This is a genomic window from Parasphingorhabdus sp. (genome assembly GCF_059726685.1).
The window spans coordinates 2,826,081-2,844,092 of record NZ_AP041068.1 but is presented as its reverse complement, the minus strand read 5'-3'; the positions used below and the strand labels follow the sequence as shown (position 1 = coordinate 2,844,092).

18 protein-coding genes are annotated in these 18,012 nt (G+C 53.6%); 14 read left to right on the top strand and 4 right to left on the bottom strand.

Annotation, left to right across the window (positions count from 1 at the left end; genetic code table 11):
• Positions 1–40 precede the first annotated feature (40 nt).
• The 10 genes from AC6I9Z_RS14035 (at position 41) to AC6I9Z_RS13990 (ending at position 8,403) form a co-directional block, all read left to right on the top strand.
• Positions 41–691 (top strand): adenylate kinase, encoded by a 651-nt coding sequence (locus tag AC6I9Z_RS14035; RefSeq protein ID WP_461456384.1) that lies wholly within the window; start codon positions 41–43, stop codon positions 689–691.
• Between the two features lie 83 nt (positions 692–774).
• Positions 775–1,374: an SRPBCC family protein gene (locus AC6I9Z_RS14030; protein WP_461456383.1), complete on the top strand. Its 600-nt coding sequence runs from the start codon at positions 775–777 to the stop codon at positions 1,372–1,374.
• A 130-nt stretch (positions 1,375–1,504) separates the two neighbouring features.
• Entirely contained in the window at positions 1,505–2,860 is a 1,356-nt protein-coding gene (gene gdhA / locus AC6I9Z_RS14025) for an NADP-specific glutamate dehydrogenase (protein WP_461456382.1), read from the top strand.
• A gap of 136 nt (positions 2,861–2,996) precedes the next feature.
• Positions 2,997–3,311: an antibiotic biosynthesis monooxygenase family protein gene (locus AC6I9Z_RS14020; protein WP_461456381.1), complete on the top strand. Its 315-nt coding sequence runs from the start codon at positions 2,997–2,999 to the stop codon at positions 3,309–3,311.
• Between the two features lie 20 nt (positions 3,312–3,331).
• Positions 3,332–3,559, top strand: coding sequence for a hypothetical protein (locus AC6I9Z_RS14015; RefSeq protein WP_461456380.1), 228 nt, complete (start codon positions 3,332–3,334; stop codon positions 3,557–3,559).
• 50 nt (positions 3,560–3,609) lie between these two features.
• Positions 3,610–3,978 carry a 30S ribosomal protein S13 gene (gene rpsM, locus AC6I9Z_RS14010; protein WP_461456379.1) on the top strand — a complete coding sequence of 123 codons (369 nt, stop codon included), beginning with the start codon at positions 3,610–3,612 and terminating at the stop codon, positions 3,976–3,978.
• A 58-nt stretch (positions 3,979–4,036) separates the two neighbouring features.
• Positions 4,037–4,426 carry a 30S ribosomal protein S11 gene (gene rpsK, locus AC6I9Z_RS14005; RefSeq protein ID WP_067198370.1) on the top strand — a complete coding sequence of 130 codons (390 nt, stop codon included), beginning with the start codon at positions 4,037–4,039 and terminating at the stop codon, positions 4,424–4,426.
• Positions 4,427–4,529: 103 nt separating this feature from the next.
• Complete coding sequence (locus AC6I9Z_RS14000; RefSeq protein ID WP_108810491.1) at positions 4,530–5,588, top strand: DNA-directed RNA polymerase subunit alpha; 1,059 nt, start codon at positions 4,530–4,532, stop codon at positions 5,586–5,588.
• A gap of 136 nt (positions 5,589–5,724) precedes the next feature.
• Positions 5,725–6,147: a 50S ribosomal protein L17 gene (rplQ, locus tag AC6I9Z_RS13995; RefSeq protein WP_461456378.1), complete on the top strand. Its 423-nt coding sequence runs from the start codon at positions 5,725–5,727 to the stop codon at positions 6,145–6,147.
• Positions 6,148–6,246: 99 nt separating this feature from the next.
• On the top strand, positions 6,247–8,403 hold the full coding sequence (locus AC6I9Z_RS13990) for a prolyl oligopeptidase family serine peptidase (protein ID WP_461456377.1): 2,157 nt from the start codon (positions 6,247–6,249) through the stop codon (positions 8,401–8,403).
• 54 nt (positions 8,404–8,457) lie between these two features.
• Here AC6I9Z_RS13990 and AC6I9Z_RS13985 read toward each other — a convergent pair whose 3' ends face one another.
• Complete coding sequence (locus AC6I9Z_RS13985; protein WP_461456376.1) at positions 8,458–9,543, bottom strand: metallophosphoesterase; 1,086 nt, start codon at positions 9,541–9,543, stop codon at positions 8,458–8,460.
• Between the two features lie 114 nt (positions 9,544–9,657).
• The gene (gyrB, locus tag AC6I9Z_RS13980) at positions 9,658–12,156 is read right to left on the bottom strand and encodes a DNA topoisomerase (ATP-hydrolyzing) subunit B (RefSeq protein ID WP_461456375.1); all 2,499 of its coding nucleotides are present in this window, start codon (positions 12,154–12,156) and stop codon (positions 9,658–9,660) included.
• Positions 12,157–12,450: 294 nt separating this feature from the next.
• Here gyrB and AC6I9Z_RS13975 point away from each other — a divergent pair, with 294 nt between their 5' ends.
• Positions 12,451–12,852 (top strand): PaaI family thioesterase, encoded by a 402-nt coding sequence (locus AC6I9Z_RS13975; protein WP_461456374.1) that lies wholly within the window; start codon positions 12,451–12,453, stop codon positions 12,850–12,852.
• Between the two features lie 56 nt (positions 12,853–12,908).
• Entirely contained in the window at positions 12,909–13,424 is a 516-nt protein-coding gene (locus AC6I9Z_RS13970) for a hypothetical protein (RefSeq protein ID WP_461456373.1), read from the top strand.
• Positions 13,425–13,452: 28 nt separating this feature from the next.
• Here the strand turns inward: AC6I9Z_RS13970 and AC6I9Z_RS13965 are convergent, their stop codons facing one another.
• Both AC6I9Z_RS13965 and AC6I9Z_RS13960 read right to left on the bottom strand, forming a co-directional pair.
• Positions 13,453–13,860, bottom strand: a complete 408-nt coding sequence (locus tag AC6I9Z_RS13965) for a host attachment family protein (protein ID WP_461456372.1) — start codon at positions 13,858–13,860, stop codon at positions 13,453–13,455.
• Between the two features lie 54 nt (positions 13,861–13,914).
• Positions 13,915–15,258 carry a dicarboxylate/amino acid:cation symporter gene (locus AC6I9Z_RS13960; protein WP_461456371.1) on the bottom strand — a complete coding sequence of 448 codons (1,344 nt, stop codon included), beginning with the start codon at positions 15,256–15,258 and terminating at the stop codon, positions 13,915–13,917.
• Between the two features lie 186 nt (positions 15,259–15,444).
• Between AC6I9Z_RS13960 and AC6I9Z_RS13955 the strand changes: the two genes are divergently transcribed.
• Together AC6I9Z_RS13955 and AC6I9Z_RS13950 are read left to right on the top strand one after the other, a co-directional pair.
• The gene (locus AC6I9Z_RS13955; RefSeq protein ID WP_461456370.1) at positions 15,445–17,025 is read left to right on the top strand and encodes a class I adenylate-forming enzyme family protein; all 1,581 of its coding nucleotides are present in this window, start codon (positions 15,445–15,447) and stop codon (positions 17,023–17,025) included.
• A 215-nt stretch (positions 17,026–17,240) separates the two neighbouring features.
• Positions 17,241–17,927 (top strand): SP85-like N-terminal domain-containing protein, encoded by a 687-nt coding sequence (locus AC6I9Z_RS13950; protein ID WP_461456369.1) that lies wholly within the window; start codon positions 17,241–17,243, stop codon positions 17,925–17,927.
• The last annotated feature ends 85 nt before the right edge of the window (positions 17,928–18,012 follow it).

Below are 18,012 nucleotides of genomic sequence, written 5' to 3'. Positions count from 1 at the left end.
TTTCCTCCGGGATTGGTAAGGTTATAGGGGACAGTAACTTATGGACATCATCCTGTTGGGACCACCGGGTGCCGGAAAAGGTACGCAAGCCGGTCTTCTCGAAGACGAGCATGGCATGGTCCAACTGTCCACCGGCGATATGCTGCGCGCAGCGGTTAAGGCTGGCACAGAGGTTGGCTTAAAAGCCAAAGCATTGATGGACGCTGGCGAGTTGGTTCCCGATGAAGTCGTTTCCGGCATTATTGGCGATAGGCTTGATGAACTTGGTTCCGATCAAGGCGTTATTTTTGATGGCTATCCCCGTACCGAGGCGCAGGTCCATTCGCTTGATGAGATATTGACGGCTCGAAACCGCAAGCTCGATCATGTTATTGAACTGGGTGTGGACGTTGACGCACTGGTGGAACGCATTACCGGGCGGTTCACTTGCGGCAATTGCGGCGAAGGCTATCACGACAAATTCAAGCAACCTGCCAATGCTGATGTTTGCGATGTCTGCGGTTCTAATGAATTTAAACGCCGCCCGGACGATAATGAAGAAACCGTTCGCACCCGCATGGATGAGTATCGCGCCAAGACGGCGCCGATCCTGCCCATCTATGAGGAGCGCGGTATAGTCACCAAGGTCGATGGCATGGGCAGCATGGATGCCGTCAGCAGCGCCATTGAAGCAGTGCTTGCACTGGACTGATTTCGTTTGTCAGCTTTGGCTGATAGATATTGCCAGTGACAAGGACGCCGACTAGTCTCTCGCTTAACAGGGGGAGACACAGATTGTTCCGATTCATATTACCATTGGCAGCTGCGCTCAGCGCCACTGCCGTCCAGGCAGAAGTTACCAATACCGCGGATAACGGTTTTACCGTCAAACATGCCGCTCCGGTGAATGCGGCTCCCGAAGTCGTATGGAAAACTATCATCGCACCAGCCCGCTGGTGGAATGGCGAGCATAGCTTTTCCGGTAATGCCGAAAATTTCTATCTGGTGCCGCAGGCTGGCGGCTGTTTTTGCGAGCTGCTGCGCACGGTAAGCGAAGACAATATCAAATCGGCTGAAGGCAGCGTGCAGCATATGCGGGTCGTGTTTGCGCAGAACAACAAAGCCTTGCGGATGTCCGGTGCGCTTGGCCCATTGCAAGGGGAGGCGGTGACAGGCACGCTTACTATTGGCCTGCGCCCCGATGGCGATAGCACCGCAATATCCTTCGTCTACAAAGTCGGTGGTTACATGGAGTTCCCGGTCGATCAAATCGCGCCGGCGGTCGATGGCGTTATTGGCGAACAGCTAACCCGGCTTGCAGCGCTTTTTGCGCCGGAAGAAGAAACGGAGGCGGAACCAGAGAGCGAACCCGAAGAAGCGGAGCAAGCCGAATAAATCGGGCCAAATATCAAAGCTTTACCAATCGAATAAATTGCCGTTAATATGATGCCCAAGTCAAATGCGACTCGAGGACATCGCAATTGATCGCGGGCGCGCAGATAATCACTCTAGGGGGAGTAAGACGATGGCCGTTTCTGATCATGTAGATTTTCCAACATTCATGGAAGGCGTGAAAAAGCGCAATCCGGGGCAAACCGAATTTATTCAGGCGGTGCAGGAAGTCGCCCAAGATATTTACGGGTTTATCGAGGACAAGGAAGAATATCACGCCGCGCAGATCTTGCGCCGCATGGCCGAACCTGACCGGGTGGTGTCGTTCCGCGTCTGCTGGGAAGATGACAATCACAATATCCGTGTCCAGCGCGGTTGGCGGGTGCAGAATAACAATGCCATCGGTCCCTATAAGGGCGGCATCCGTTTTCATCCCAGCGTGACAGAAAGCGTGCTGAAGTTCCTGGCCTTTGAACAGACGTTCAAAAATTCGCTGACCGGTTTGCCCATGGGCGGTGGTAAAGGCGGCGCCAATTTCAATCCCAAGGGTAAATCTGACGCAGAAGTCATGCGTTTCTGTCAGTCTTTCATGACCGAGTTGTATCGCCACATTGGCCCTGACACCGATGTGCCTGCGGGTGATATCGGCGTGGGCGGCCGTGAAATTGGCTATATGTTCGGCCAGTACAAGCGGATCACCAATCGCTGGGAAGGCGTGCTGACCGGTAAGGGCCGTGAATATGGCGGCAGTGAAATGCGGCCGGAAGCTACCGGCTACGGCGCCGTATACTTCATGCAGAATATGCTGGCGCACAAAAAGGACACGATTGAAGGCAAGACGGCCGTGATTTCCGGTTCCGGCAATGTTGCAACCCACGCAGCCGAACAAATTACCAAGCAAGGCGGCAAGGTTCTTACTTTGTCTGACAGCGGCGGCTTTGTTCATGATCCCGACGGCTTCACCCAAGAGAAGATCGACTGGGTCAAAGATCATAAAACCCATCGCCGTGGACGCATGTCTGAATATGTCGATGAGTTTAAAGGCGCGACCTTCCACGAAGGACAGCGTCCGTGGAGCGTGGCCTGCGATCTCGCATTGCCGTGCGCGACACAGAATGAGCTCAATGAAGACGAAGCGAAAATGCTGGTCTCCAATGGCGTGAAAGCCGTGTCGGAAGGCGCGAATATGCCTACCACGTTAGAAGGTGTTCATGTCTTCCACGATGCGAAGATCATGTATGGACCGGGCAAGGCGGCCAATGCTGGCGGCGTAGCAGTATCTGGCCTGGAAATGAGCCAGAACGCGGAGCGTATCAGCTGGAACCACGAGCGTCTGGGCACCATGCTGACCGAATTGATGGAAGGAATCCACAGTCAGTGCGTCGAATATGGCGATCAGGGCGATGGCTATGTCGACTATGTGAAGGGCGCGAATATCGCGGGCTTCAAGAAAGTCGCCGACGCGATGCTGGCCTACGGGGTGGTTTAAAATTTCGACGGATCATCGGCCCGCCGGGACCATTCCGGCGGGCCATATTCCAAAAATATCGGAGGCTGAGGCAGAATTGTGCCATTAAGGTTTCTCAATCGCCAAGTTGACATCAGCCGGGAGTCCACAAGGTCCGATGTTTCACGTTATCTATAAATGGTCTGTCCCCTCCGAAAACAAGGATGCTTTCCTGGAGAGTTGGCAGCAGACGACAAACCATATCCATGAAACGGTAGAAGGGGCGTTGGGCAGCTTTTGCATAGAGGCTGCAGATGATCCTCAGATTATCCTGACAATAGCCAAATGGCAGACGCGAGAACAATGGGAAGCCTTTATTGACACAGCGAAAACGGGACCCATGAAGAACATGCACCGCTTGGCACAACGCATTTCGGCGGAAGGGTTCTACCAATTGGGGGATCAGACCAAAGCGGCTGATATCTCGGCATAGCCGCATCAAATGATGCCCGAATGACCATCGTTATTACATCCAAAATGGATATGGACAAGAAAGCGGAGCCGGGCCGTTTGACCATATTGGCCAATATCGAGGCGGATGCGCTGTTCGCCGCTGAAACCGCTATTGACAGCGCCAGCGACTCTCCCTATTTGGTGCGTATTCGAAATCCAACACAACCGGCAACGCTTTCGTGGCGTCCGCTGGTTTTGTGCGTTTTGGATGTGTTTTTAACAGCTTAGCGATGAGATAGAGGCCGGCGAATCGGTCTCTGTGGAGCAGGAGAAAAATATTGGCACGTATTGCCGGGGTAAATATCCCAACAAACAAGCGCGTTATCATTGCGCTTACCTATATTCACGGTATCGGACGCACAAAAGCGGCTGAAATTGTAGAAAAACTGAAAATCGATCCCGCCCGTCGGGTTCAGGACCTTTCCGATCAGGAAGTTTTGCAGATTCGCGAAACCATTGACGCGGATCTGACTGTTGAAGGTGATTTGCGTCGTGAAACCGCAATGAACATCAAGCGTCTCATGGATCTGGCCTGCTATCGCGGTCTTCGTCACCGTAAAGGTCTTCCTGTTCGCGGTCAGCGCACGCATACCAATGCACGCACCCGCAAAGGCAAGCCCAAGGCTATTGCCGGTAAGAAAAAATAAGACGGTCTCCAGAATTTTGGAACTTGTCTCTTCAGGATATTAGGTAGGAATTGATCACATGGCACGCGAACCGCAGCGCATAAAGAAAAGCGCGCGCAAAAATATTTCGGCAGGCGTCGCGCACGTCAACGCCACATTTAACAACACGATGGTCACCATCACCGATGCACAGGGCAATGCGATAAGCTGGTCCTCTGCGGGCATGATGGGTTTTAAAGGCTCTCGTAAATCTACGCCGTACGCGGCGCAGGTTGCAGCGGAAGACGCTGGCAAAAAAGCAGCTGACCACGGTGTTCGCACCCTGGAAGTGGAAGTGAAAGGTCCTGGCTCCGGCCGTGAGTCCGCTCTTCGTGCGCTGCAGGCTGTCGGTTTCACCATTACCTCGATCCGCGATGTTACGCCGATCCCGCATAATGGTGTCCGTCCGTCCAAACGTCGCCGCGTCTAAGCCGCGCAAGTTTACGGGAACTATCCGGCCGGTAGTTTCCAATTTTTGGTAATTCGGAGTGGTAACGGTCCAACCCACTCTTTGAACTCACTAGGGGAAGTCCATGACTGTCAATATGAAGAACTGGCAAGAACTGAAGAAGCCCAATGTTCTCGATATAAAATCCGGTGGTGATCCCAAGCGTAAAGCTACTTTTGTAGCAGAACCTCTTGAGCGCGGCTTTGGCTTAACCATTGGTAACGCGCTTCGCCGTGTTTTGCTGTCATCGCTGCAAGGCGCTGCGGTTACCTCGATCAAGATCGAAAATGCACTGCATGAATTCTCGTCGCTCCCCGGCGTGCGTGAAGATGTCACTGACATTGTTTTGAACGTCAAACAGATCGCTCTGAAGATGGAAGGCGAAGACGCCAAGCGTCTGCAGCTTTCTGCAACAGGTCCTGCAGAAGTGACTGCAGGCGATATTGCGGTTTCCGGCGACATCGAAGTGATGAACCCTGATCTGGTTATCTGTCACCTTGATGAAGGCGCGTCCTTCAACATGGAACTGACCGTCAATGTTGGCAAAGGCTATGTTCCAGCGGTTGCTAACCGTCCGGCAGACGCGCCCATCGGCCTGATCCCGGTTGACTCGCTCTACTCGCCAATCCGTCAGGTTTCTTACAAAGTCGATAATGCCCGTGTTGGTCAGGAGCTTGACTTTGATAAGCTGAACCTCACCATCGACACCGACGGCACCGTGACCCCGGAAGATGCGATTGCTTATGCAGCGCGCATTCTTCAGGACCAGTTGCAGCTGTTCGTACATTTCGAAGAAGCTTTGGAAAGCGTGTCGTCGCCCATCGGCATGGCCGCAGCACAGAGTCAGCAGGAAAGCGACGCCAACCAGCTCAACCGTTACCTTCTCAAGAAGGTCGACGAGCTGGAACTGTCCGTTCGCTCCGCAAACTGCCTCAAGAACGACAATATCATTTATATTGGCGATCTGGTGCAGAAGACCGAAGCAGAAATGCTGCGTACGCCTAACTTTGGCCGCAAATCCTTGAACGAAATCAAGGAAGTGCTGTCCAGCATGGGTCTGCGTCTGGGAATGGATATTCCTGGTTGGCCGCCTGAAAATATTGAGGAAATGGCCAAGAAGCTTGAGCAAGAGCTGCTGGGTTAAACGGGAAACTGGCCGACCCGCAAATCGGCCTGCATCGGGGTACCTCATACGGCCCCAATACGAACGTCCGATCCCTTCAGGGAAAGTGGGAGCCGGTTTCCCGCCCGGAAGGGTCGGCAAAAATGGAGTATAGAATATGCGTCATAGAATGAAGGGCCGCCGTATGCAGCGGACCGGTGCTCACCGTCAGGCTTTGCTGAAAAACCTGTCTGCGGCACTGATCAAGCATGAGCAGATCATGACCACCCTGCCTAAAGCCAAAGAAATGCGGCCTTATGTAGAAAAACTGATCACGTTGGCGAAAAAAGGTGGCTTGTCCAACCGTCGTCTTGCCCATGCGCGTTTGATGGACGAGACCCAGGAAAAGAAGCTTTTTGGCGAGTTGGCCGAGCGTTATAACGACCGTAGCGGTGGTTATACCCGGATTATCAAAGCCGGTTTCCGCGATTCGGACGCCGCTGCTATGGCAGTGATTGAACTGGTGGATCGTAATGAAGAAGCAAAAGGTCAGGACAGTGGTCCAGACCAGAATGCTGAAGAAGATTTCGAAGAGGCATAAGCCGCTTCATCTGAAAGACAGTTTCAATTGATAATAGAGGCCGTGGGCGATAAGCTCGCGGCCTCTTTTCTTTGTGTTTTACAGTTTTCGGGGAATTTTATGCGTATCACCGGTCTTCTTGTTCTGGCACTGGCCAGCAGTACGGCAATCACTTCCAATCCGGCTCTTGCCCAAACCGAAACAGAAGCGAAGGATGATGCTCTGACCTACCCGAAAACCAAGACCGTCGATGTGGTTGAAGAGCAATTTGGTGAGTCTATTGCCGATCCCTATCGTTGGCTGGAAAATGATGTGCGGGAAGATGCCGAGGTCGCGGCTTGGGTGAAGGCGCAAAATGCGGTGACCGATGCTTATCTGGTGACGCTGGAAGACCGTAAACCACTTGCAACATCAATGACGGCGCTTTTTGACTATGATGAGATTGAGCCGCCGGTTGAGGCAGGCGGAAAATATTTCTTCGAGCGCAAGAGTGGCGGCCAGAACCAGGCCATACTTTACGTTCGGGACGGCAAAGATGGCGAAGAGCGCGTGCTGATCGATCCAGCGGAATGGTCAGAGGATGGCGCTACGGCGCTGGCGGAATGGAAGCCTTCGGGCGACGGCAGTTTACTGGCATATGCGGTTCAGGACGGCGGTTCCGACTGGCGCACCCTGAAGGTCATTAATGTCGCAACCGGTGAGATTATGAAGGACACAGTGGAGTGGGTTAAATTCAGCGATCTTGCATGGATGCCGGACAATAGCGGTTTTCTCTATTCCCGCTTTCCCGAACCGGAAGAGGGTGAAGCGTTTCAGTCGCTGAATATAAATCACACCATCTATGCGCATGTTCTGGGGAGCGAGCAGAGCCAGGATATAAAGGTTTACGCTACCCCCGATCAACCGGAATTGAGCCACACCGCTACGGTTACTTCGGACAAGCAATGGGTGGTCATTACCTCCTCTTCGGGAACCGACGATCGCTATGAAATCACGTTGGTCAAGGTGGATGCCAATGAGATTGAGCCGCGCAAGTTGGTCACCGGATTTGACCATAATTGGTCACTGATTGATGGTGTTGGCGATACGCTCTATTTCATGACCAATATGGACGCGCCGCGCCTGCGGGTCATGAAAACTGATGTCAGTGCTGAAACCCCGGAATGGGTAGAGGTCGTCCCGGAGCATATGGCGACTATCGATGACGCGGTATTGGTCGGCGATACACTGGCAGTGGATTATATCGACGATGCCAAGAGCCGGCTCGAGTTGTTTGCGCTGGATGGTACGCCCGAGGGTGTGGTTGATTTACCCGGGCTGGGTCAGGTCAAAGGGTTGGACGGTTCGGCCAAGGCGGACGCAGGCTATTTCGCGTTTGAAAGCTTCAATCAGCCTGCGACTATTTACAGCTTTGGTGATGCGGGGACACCCACTGTATGGGCTAAGCCGGATATACCGTTTGATCCTGGCAGCATTACTGTGTCGCAGCGTTTTTATGAAAGCAAAGACGGCACGAAAATTCCGATGTTTCTGGTGCACAAAAAGGATCTGGACCTGAGTAAGGGCGCACCGACATTGCTCTACGGCTATGGCGGATTCAATATCTCGGTTCTGCCCGGTTATAGCGCGCCCAAAATGGCCTGGATCGAAGCAGGCGGCGTCTATGCTTCGGCGAATCTGCGCGGCGGCGGCGAATATGGCAAGGAATGGCATGATGGCGGTCGTCTGCAGAACAAACAGAATGTGTTTGATGATTTTATCGCGGCGGGTGAATATCTGATCGCTGAGGGCATCACGCCTAAGGATGGTCTGGCGATTGAGGGACGCTCCAATGGCGGGCTTTTGGTGGGAGCGGTGATGAACCAGCGGCCGGACCTGTTTACTACGGGCCATGCGGCTGTGGGCGTGATGGACATGTTGCGCTTCGACCGGTTTACCGCTGGTCGTTACTGGGTCGATGACTATGGCTATCCGAACAAGGAGGCAGATTTCCGGAAACTGCTGAGCTATTCGCCCTATCACAATATAAAGGATGGCACGGACTATCCGGCGCTAATTGTTTCAACCGCTGATACCGACGACCGCGTGGTGCCGGGGCACAGCTTCAAATATACCGCGAGATTGCAGGCTTTGAACACCGGCGAGAAACCACATCTGATCCGCATAGAAACGCGGGCAGGGCATGGTAGCGGCAAGCCGACCGATAAACTGATCGAGGAATATTCCGATATCTACGGCTTCATGGCCGATGCCGTCGGGTTGGAAATTACCGAATAGGTTTTACTGAGATTTGCTTTTGTTGCGTGATTCGTCGAGCAGTAAGGGATATTTTCAAGAAGGGTCCGCTACAGAGACCTTCAGTTTCGTGAATCCGTCTTTGGTGTGAGCAAAAAATTCGCCATTTTCGACACGCAAAAATGACGGCACACCGCCGTAGTGGGCCGAAGCTCCGGTATCGATCTGGACTAGCCTGCCGTCGCGGCTGACCCGAATGCCCTTTTCATTGCGTGTGTGACCGATGATGATGTGCGTGGCGTCATAGGTTCGCAGCACCATATCGATTTCCCTATCAGCATCGAAACCCTTCTCATCCTCGCGGCCGCGAACATTGCCGCGGTACCAGAGCGGCCCCAATCTGTGGCGCAGGATATTGTCGCGTGATCGATCCTGTTTGCGAAGCGCTTTTTCAGCCGCGATGTTCATTTCATCGAGCGAAAAGCAGCTGAATTCCTGACTATATCCACCATGGGCGAATAAATAGCCTCGTACCTTTGTTACCACCTGATTACGCGCCACCCATTTGCCAATATAGCCGGTTGGGCTCCACGCGGCGCGGTGTTCCAACTTACCCAAAGGCGTATTTTTCTCCCATTCCGTCTTGATTTGATCAGCAGTCAGCTTTGGGGACTTTTTTCGATATCTGGCTTCGATATCCGAGCGATGGGTAGCATAGTGATCGCGCCTGACCGCTTCGGAATTTTCATCTGCGAAAGCAGCATACTCACCCGGGTGGACATAACGCAGATCGCGGTACACATTCATGGCTTCATGATTGCCGACCATCGGAATGACCTTGCCGCCGGAAGAAGGCGCCTGCTGTTCGAGCAATTGCAGGCTTTCGATGATCTTGCGGGTGTCAGGACCACGATCCGGGATATCACCCGTTTGTACAAAGATGGTATCACCACCGATCCAGTTGCCTTGCTGGTCCATCAAACCAGCTTTAAGCATCAGCGCTCGATAAGGGGCATAGTCTCCATGCATGTCACCGATCGCGATGATCTTGGGTATGCTATTATTCTGGCCAACCTCTAAGGGAGCATCTTGCACCGAAGCGCAGGCAGTGAGCAGCGATAGTCCGGTGATCAACAAAAAATATGCGTATAGACGAGACGCAAATTTTCCTGCCCTTGGCATACGACCTCCCAAAACTACAATTTCGATAATGGTTTTAACGCATTACTTACGTATGCGATATCAAACCATAATCAAAAAACGAAGCTATTGTGCCCAATGTGGCCGGAACTGTAGTTAAACGTCCAGATTGGCGACGTTCAGCGCGTTGTCGACGATAAATTCCCGTCGTGGTTCGACCACGTCGCCCATCAACTTGGTGAAGATCTCGTCTGTCACGTCCGCCTGTTCGACCGTCACTTGTAGCAGAGAGCGAACTTCGGGATCCAGCGTGGTTTCCCAAAGTTGCTCGGCATTCATCTCTCCCAGGCCTTTATAGCGTTGGAAGGACAGGCCTTTGCGTCCCGCGGCCAATACGGCGTCCAGCAATTCGGATGGCCGCGTGATCAATACGCCTTCCAATCCTGCGCTGCCATCATCGTCGCTATCTTCTGCCGCGCCCTTCACAAGGCGGCTACCGGTTGCATAAGTGGCGCTCTGTTCGGATGCCAGGCTATGCAACTTGCGCGCTTCAGCCGATTCTAGGAATTTGGCTTCGATAATGTGATGATCTGTGACCCCGCGCCACAGACGCTCGAATAAATAGCCACCTTCTTCGGAAACACTGCCCGACCAGCGGCCTTCTTCGTCCACAGCGTCCATCCAGGCGGCGGCAGCCTCAACGGCGGCTTGCCGCTCGGCGGGGCCATGTTGCGGATTAAGCGCGCCGGTTAGCGCCATGCCTTCGACAATGGTGCTGTCATAGCGGCGCGGCACATAGGTCATTAGTGAGCGCATACGCCGACCATGTTCGACCAGATTGCGCAAATCCTCACCGGACCGTGCGCCTTCAGCCGTTTGTAAGATCATATTCTGCAAACCGGCCTCAACCAGATAATTGTCGAGCGCGTTATCGTCTTTCAGATAGACCTCGCTCTTGCCCTTGCCGACTTTGTAAAGCGGTGGTTGCGCAATGTAGAGATGCCCGTTTTCGACGATTTCCGGCATTTGCCGATAAAAGAAGGTCAAAAGCAATGTTCGGATATGCGCGCCATCGACGTCAGCATCGGTCATGATCACGATCTTGTGATAGCGCAGCTTTTCAATATTGAAATCTTCACGACCAATACCTGTGCCCATGGCCTGAATCAGTGTGCCGACTTCTTTGGAAGAGAGCATCCGGTCAAAGCGCGCACGCTCAACGTTCAATATCTTACCTTTGAGCGGCAGGATCGCCTGATAATGGCGGTCGCGGCCCTGTTTGGCGGAACCACCAGCGGAATCACCCTCCACCAGGAATAGTTCGGATTTCGCTGGATCACGTTCCTGACAATCGGCAAGCTTGCCGGGCAGGGAAGCAATATCCATCGCGCCCTTGCGACGCGTCAATTCACGTGCCTTTTTGGCGGCCTCACGGGCTGCAGCAGCGTCGATCACCTTCTGGACAACCATTGCCGCATTTTGCGGATTTTCTTCCAGCCATTCTGCTAGCTTGTCAGCCATCAGGCTTTCCAGCGGCTGGCGAACTTCGGAAGAGACCAGCTTGTCCTTGGTCTGTGAGCTGAATTTCGGATCCGGCAGTTTGACCGACACAATGGCGGTCAGGCCTTCGCGCATGTCATCGCCAGTGAGCTTGACCTTCTCTTTCTTCAGCGCGCCAGAGCTTTCGGCATAGTTGTTCAGCGTTCGCGTCAGAGCCGATCGGAAAGCCGCCAAATGGGTGCCGCCATCGCGCTGAGGAATGTTGTTGGTGAAACACAGCACATTTTCATAATAGCTGTCATTCCATTCCAACGCGACGTCGATAGTGACATCATCACGGTCACCATGAATGGCAATGGGATCCGGCACGAGAGCGGTCTTGTTGCGGTCGAGATATTGCACAAAGGCCGCGATGCCGCCTTCGTAGAAAAGATCAATTTCCTTGGCCTCTTCATGGCGTTCGTCACGCAGCAGAATGTGGACGCCGCTGTTAAGGAATGCCAGCTCGCGATAACGATGCTCGAGCTTTTCAAAGTCAAATTCGGTAATCTTGAAGGTTGCAGGAGAAGGGAAGAAGGTAACCCGCGTACCCTTTTTGCCATTGGCATCACCGATGACTTCCAGTGAGCGCACAGCATCACCAAATTCAAAGCGCATATTATGCTCTTTACCATCGCGCCAGATATTGAGTTCCAGCCATTCGGACAGCGCGTTTACAACCGACACGCCCACGCCGTGGAGACCGCCGGAAACCTTATAGGCATTGTCGTCAGAAGTGTTTTCAAACTTACCGCCTGCGTGGAGCTGAGTCATGATAACTTCTGCTGCACTTACGCCTTCTTCCTTGTGCATCCCTACAGGAATGCCGCGGCCATTATCTTCGACAGAAACGCTGCCATCGGCGTTCAGGGTGATCAGAATCAGGTCGCAATGACCAGCCAAAGCCTCATCAATCGCGTTATCCGATACTTCAAACACCATATGATGCAGGCCCGAGCCATCATCGGTATCACCGATATACATTCCGGGCCGTTTACGAACCGCATCAAGGCCTTTCAGGACCTTGATGGAATCGGCACCATATTCATTTTTGTTGGAACTGTCGGAAGCGTTTTCAGTGCCTTCCGGGCTGTTATTTTCTGTGTTTTCACTCATGTCTGCAGGATAGCGATTTGGTCCGATAAACCCAAGCAAATTGTTAGATTTTGACATATTATTTCACTGATTTTTCAAATGCTTAACATATCCGGACAATTGCCAGTTTTTTCTCGCGCGAAGGCGCGAACAATGCGAAGAAATTCTGGTGAAATATTCGCTTTATGCACTTGCCACTTGGTCTTTTAAAGAACTTCGGCTCTCTAACCTTTAAAGAGGGTTGAAAGCCTATTGTGAACAACCATAAGAAGGTAGTGTCTTCGCGTGAACCAAACTGATAAAGAGCGTAAAAATATGAGTAACCCCGCCGATATCGTCCCTTTCGCCAAAACTATGGGCATTAAAATCACCGAAATGACCAAGGAGAAAATCCGCGGCGAGATGCTGGTTCGGCCAGATATTTGTACCGCAGGCAATGGTCGCGGCACGCCGTCCATTCATGGTGGCGCAGTGATGACGTTCGCCGATGTTCTGGGCGCTTTTGGTGGTTTTGCCAATCTGCCCGAAGGATCGAGCGGCACCACTACCTCGGAAAGCAAGACAAATTTCCTCAATGCCGCGCCAGAGGGGCAGATTGTTTATGGCGAAGCTGTGCCGCTGAAAGTCGGTAGAAGGCAGTCTGTATGGCAATCGCGGTTATCGTTGGAAGATGGAACACTGGTTGCCGTTGTGACCCAGACGCAAATTGTGCTTTGAGGCATGCCCTCATTCGAATCTTTCCAAAAGCCGGTATTTTGGTCTAGACCATAGACATGATGAGAAGCTTGATCCCCGCCGTGCTGATTTGTTTTGCCGCCAGCGCCTGTTCAGAGACAACCCAAGTCAGCGATGACCTGCAGGAAAGTCAGACCGATACCGCCAATCCCACGGGCCGGACGGAGCGGGTTGGTGCCAATCCCGGTGAACGTCCGGTGCGTATTGGTGAAGGCGGACCTCGCTTTGATGCCTGTCAGGCGATGGGCCGTGTCACCGGCTTGCGGGAAGCTGAACTTGACGTCCTGATCGCGCCTTTTGATGCCGCAGAACGCAAGGACAGCCTGTCGGCGGGCCAGTTGGTCCACATCTGCACCCGCAGCCATGACCAGCAATGGCTGGGCATTGTTTATGATGACACCGCGGCAGCAGCAGAGCCAAACGCTGACGGTGCCGCAACCGGCGGATCACAGGATTGCGGTGTGTCTTCGCCGGTGCGGTCCAAGCGTAACTATGACGGCCCCTGCAAAAGCGGCTGGGTCGAAAGCACGTTCGTCAGACTGGTCGCCGGTTAGTCTGGCCCCGTTCGCGGGATTTCAGACCCTAATTATTCTGAATCGTTCGTTCGATATCCTTGATCGACGAGTTGGTCAGCGTCTTGCTCATTTCCAGAACGATCTTGTCGGTCACTTCCTTGTGCAATAGCGGCCGCATCTCGCCCAGGCTATCCGGATCCGCAGCCAAGACGAGACTGTCAAAACCGCCGCTGCTCACAAGGCTATAGAGATGATGCGCCAGTTGCTTTGAGAAAGTCGCTTCATCGGTCTCTTTTGGTGAGGAATCGGCAACATAGGAGCCGGATGGGCCCTCTGAGCTTAGGTTTTTCGGATTGATCGTACTCTCTGCACGCAGCTTGATACCATCCTCGCCGCCGATATTGCGATATAGCTTGGCTTCAGCACCAGTGGCCACAACGACCAGGCAGTTGGTTGGGATAGGGGAGTTTGTCATTTCTTGTCCTTTGTTTGAGAGGGTGAACTTGTTTCGAAAACCATGTTGTAGAGGCTAAATGCTTTGTTCGGCTGGTTGTTTCGCAGCCAGAACGGCGACTTTGCGCAACAGGGTGCTAGCGGTCAGATCACCCGCGACATTGACGCTGGTGCGACTCATATCCAGTATCCGGTCGACGCCCATCACGATGACCATGCCGTCGGCGGGGATTCCAAATCCAGCAGCAACGCTGACCAAAATTGCGATGCTGACCCCCGGCGTTCCGGGAGCGCCGATAGAAGAGGCGACCAATGTTACAGTCATCACCATGATCTGGCCTGCGCTAAGTTCAATGCCGGACATTTGCGCAAGAAACAGGATCGCGACGCTCTGGTACAAAGCCGTTCCGGCCATGTTCATGGTTGCCCCCAATGGCGCAACGAGGTTTGCGATGTCCCGTGGTACACCGAGCTTCTTCGCCGACTGGACGGTGCAGGGCATGACAGCTGCTGAACTGGATGTTGAGAAAGCGAGTAGCAAGGTTTCCCCCGCTTTCTTGAAAAACGTGATGGGCCCTATCCGGCAAAAAATGGCCAGGATGGAGAGGTACAGCAGGAAAAGCAGCAATAAACCGAGCAGGACGGTACCGACATAGGCGGATACGGCTAAGAGTGTATCGAGACCTATCTGCATGACCAGCTGCGCCATCATGCCGAAAACAGCCAGGGGTGCGAGGAACATCGCCCATTTGACGATGGTCATGCAGATGGACAATAGCGCGTCGAGCACAGACAGAAACGGCTCTATCCGGTCTCGCGTTACCTGTGTCGCGGCGATACCGACCAGCAGGGCGAGGACGACAACCGCCAGCAAATCACCCTGCACGATAGACGCGGTGGGATTGTCGGGCAGGATCGCTGAAATCAATTCTGGCGCCTTGCCGAGATCAAATGTGGTCGCTTCGCCGTTCGGGACAGGCGTACCGGTTGAAACCCGGAATGAACCGGCCAGCCCTGCACCAGGACGCAATATACCGGCAAGCGTGATGCCAATCGTAGCCGCGGCGAAAGTGGTCGCGAGGACGAAACCGGCAAAGCGCAGCCCGATCCGTTGCAGCGCATCACTTGACCCGCTGCCGGTCAGACCGCCGATGATCGAGGCAAATACCAGCGGGATCAAAACCATTGCGATAAGGCCCAGAAAAAGTTGGCCGGGAAGTGCGAGCCAGGCGCCCAGCCAGCGCGCCGTTTCGGCTGAAATCAGGCCGCCTTCCGGGCCGAGCAGCAACCCGGCCGCAATGCCGAGCAATAATGCGACCAATACCTGCGCCCAAAGCCGGGTCTGTATCCAGCTATGCATTTTCGCTGATTGCTGGCCGAGGCGAATGGACGGCAGCTCAGGAAGGGGCGGTATCGGCATGGGTCTGCTGTTTCCGTATCTTTGAGCCGTGGCGATATTGATGGTCCAGTCAGAAACGAGAACCGCTTTCGCGCCAAGTCGAGCGGGGTTTCCCGTTATCCGCATCCCGAAACAATAGGTAATGTTCCGGATGGTTGGCAAAATGGCGGATTGCATTTTCGCGCGCGATGCAGGAAACATCGCAGCATGACAAAAATTGATCCTATCGCCTATCTCGACCAACCTTTTGGCCACTTATCCGATCTCATCCATGCCCATGCTGCAAACCAGCCGGACCGTATCGCCCTAGACGATGGTGAGGAACGGTTGAACTGGCGGGAAACTGCGGCTTTGGTCAACAGGGCGGCGGCCCAGCTTCAGGCAGATGGGTTGGAAAAAGGGCAAGCGGTCTCGATTCTGGGCACGACAACCATCCGCTACGCTATCGCCTATCTTGGCGCCATTGTTGCGGGCGGTTGCGCGGCCCCTTTGACAACTTCCGCCACACCTAAGCAGCTCGCCAACATGATGGCTGACAGCGGCGCAATGCATTTATTTGTCGATAGGGCCAAACGCGCCGAGCTTTTCGAAAGCGGCATCGACTTGCCTCCGCTAAAGCATATCATGATGGATGCCGCAGAAGAAGGCGCGCCATTGATGCATGATTGGATGGCGGCAGAAGGCACAAAGCCTACCGATCCGGGCGTTGGTCCCAAAGACCCCTTCAACATCATCTATTCAAGTGGCACCACCGGCACACCCAAGGGCATTGTCCATAGCCGCCAGATGCGCTGGTATCAGATGGCGGTGGGTGAAAACTCCGGCTACGGCCAACCCGGCCAGGTCTCGCTGTTCTCCACGCCACTCTATTCAAACACGACACTTGGTATTTTTGTCGCGACCGTTGCCTATGGCGGGACATCGATTCTCATGCGCAAGTTTGACTGCCAGCGCTGGCTGGAGCTGGCGCAGGAAAACCGTGCGACCCATACCATGTTGGTCCCGGTGCAATATCAGCGGTTAATGGATTTTGATGATTTTGACGACTATGATCTTAGCCACTTCACTCATAAATATTGCACCAGTGCGCCCTTCTCGGCGGAACTGAAGGCCGAGGTCTTGGAGCGTATGCCCGGGGGTCTTATCGAGATTTATTCCATGACCGAGGGGGGTGTTGTCTGCATCCTGCTGGCGCATGCGCATCCTGACAAGCTGCACACGGTCGGCATCGCTTGGGGTGGCAGCGAAGTGATCACGGTGGACGAAGAACTCAACCGCTTGCCCGCTGGCGAGATGGGCGAACTGGTTGGACGCTCGCAGACCATGATGAGCGGCTATCAGAACCAGCCGGAAAAAACCGAGGAGGCCAGCTGGTATGATGAAAATGGCGACCGCTGGCAGCGGATGGGCGATATCGGCAAAGTCGATGAGGACGGCTTCATCACGCTGATGGGCCGATCCAAGGACATGATTATATCAGGGGGCTTCAACATTTATCCCCGTGATCTGGAAGAAGCGTTGATGGCGCAACCGGATGTCGCTGATGCTGCCGTCGTTGGCGTTGCCTCCAGGCAATGGGGAGAAACACCGGTCGGATTCGTGGTGGTGGAACCCGGCGCATCGCTGGATCTCGAAGCATTGAAGGCGGCAACCAATTCCGAACTTGGCAAGACCCAGCGCCTGTCGGAACTGCACCTGATTGAAGAGCTGCCGCGCAGCCATATTGGCAAGATCCTGAAAACGGAATTGCGGGATCGGGCCCAACAAGAACTTGCCGCGGCCGGTTAACCACATCTCTAAAGGCTTTATTGTCGATAATGATTACATTTATGACATGGTTAACAAGAATTTAACCAACCAGCTATCTGTAATATAAGTCTTTTTCAAAAATGGCATATGTTCTGCTTATCTTTTCATTAAGCGGATCTCGTCTGTTCAAATGTTAACGTTGAACTGATTGGGACCCGGATGATGAAAAGATAGAAAACGGGGCAAACAACATCATGCGCAAGATTTCCATAGCAACACTGACCGCCATCGGTCTCGCAGCTGCTTACGCAACGCCGGCTTCGGCAGGGGTTATCGACTATGCAGCGACCAATTATACTGGCGGGTCCTGTAAGCATGGTCTTTACACCGGCAATACCGGCCGGGGTTGTAATCGTCGCTATTCTTTTCAGGATGGTACGACATTCAGCTATGATACCGATGCGCAGACGGCGACACTGACCGGTACAGCCATTAACGGTTCGGGGCAGGTCGCAACGCTGGACCTGAACTTTAGCAATTTCCTGGAAACCATCGACGGTACTAATTTCGATTATAAGAATGGCGGCGGCAATTTTAATCCTGTCACCGATACGCCGGATATTGATTTCTTCACCAACGGTTCTGGTACGATCAGCATTGACGGTGCGGTTTATACCGTGAACCCGAACGATCCATTTGCCGGCAACACCACACTGCAATTTGGTCATGGTGCCAATGACAAGAACAAGAATTTTGGCGGTTCGGCCTGGCTGAATATCCTGAACCCGCACGGTCATGCCGTTCGGCACTGGGATATTAATTTCAACCTGGACAAGATTGCATCGGAAGTACCCGAGCCGGGTGCTCTGGGCTTACTGGGCCTCGCCGTGGGCGGACTTTGGGCGGGCACACGCCGTCGCCGCAAAAAGCTTGCTGTATAAGCATTAAGTTCAATCAGAGTACTGGAACCGGGCGAGCTCATTATCGGCCGGTTTCTTTTTGTCTGCAATTGGCCGCTATGGCATG

Bases quoted from the DNA above. Each gene is read 5' to 3' on its own strand.
- AC6I9Z_RS14000 (WP_108810491.1), top strand. From the start codon at position 4,530: ATGACTGTCAATATGAAGAACTGGCAAGAACTGAAGAAGCCCAATGTT.
- AC6I9Z_RS14015 (WP_461456380.1), top strand. From the start codon at position 3,332: ATGACCATCGTTATTACATCCAAAATGGATATGGACAAGAAAGCGGAG.
- AC6I9Z_RS13975 (WP_461456374.1), top strand. From the start codon at position 12,451: ATGAGTAACCCCGCCGATATCGTCCCTTTCGCCAAAACTATGGGCATT.
- rpsK (WP_067198370.1), top strand. From the start codon at position 4,037: ATGGCACGCGAACCGCAGCGCATAAAGAAAAGCGCGCGCAAAAATATT.
- AC6I9Z_RS14035 (WP_461456384.1), top strand. From the start codon at position 41: ATGGACATCATCCTGTTGGGACCACCGGGTGCCGGAAAAGGTACGCAA.
- AC6I9Z_RS13960 (WP_461456371.1), bottom strand. From the start codon at position 15,258: ATGCCGATACCGCCCCTTCCTGAGCTGCCGTCCATTCGCCTCGGCCAG.
- rplQ (WP_461456378.1), top strand. From the start codon at position 5,725: ATGCGTCATAGAATGAAGGGCCGCCGTATGCAGCGGACCGGTGCTCAC.
- gyrB (WP_461456375.1), bottom strand. From the start codon at position 12,156: ATGAGTGAAAACACAGAAAATAACAGCCCGGAAGGCACTGAAAACGCT.
- AC6I9Z_RS13970 (WP_461456373.1), top strand. From the start codon at position 12,909: ATGATGAGAAGCTTGATCCCCGCCGTGCTGATTTGTTTTGCCGCCAGC.
- AC6I9Z_RS14020 (WP_461456381.1), top strand. From the start codon at position 2,997: ATGTTTCACGTTATCTATAAATGGTCTGTCCCCTCCGAAAACAAGGAT.
- AC6I9Z_RS13990 (WP_461456377.1), top strand. From the start codon at position 6,247: ATGCGTATCACCGGTCTTCTTGTTCTGGCACTGGCCAGCAGTACGGCA.
- AC6I9Z_RS13950 (WP_461456369.1), top strand. From the start codon at position 17,241: ATGCGCAAGATTTCCATAGCAACACTGACCGCCATCGGTCTCGCAGCT.
- AC6I9Z_RS13985 (WP_461456376.1), bottom strand. From the start codon at position 9,543: ATGCCAAGGGCAGGAAAATTTGCGTCTCGTCTATACGCATATTTTTTG.
- gdhA (WP_461456382.1), top strand. From the start codon at position 1,505: ATGGCCGTTTCTGATCATGTAGATTTTCCAACATTCATGGAAGGCGTG.
- AC6I9Z_RS13965 (WP_461456372.1), bottom strand. From the start codon at position 13,860: ATGACAAACTCCCCTATCCCAACCAACTGCCTGGTCGTTGTGGCCACT.
- AC6I9Z_RS13955 (WP_461456370.1), top strand. From the start codon at position 15,445: ATGACAAAAATTGATCCTATCGCCTATCTCGACCAACCTTTTGGCCAC.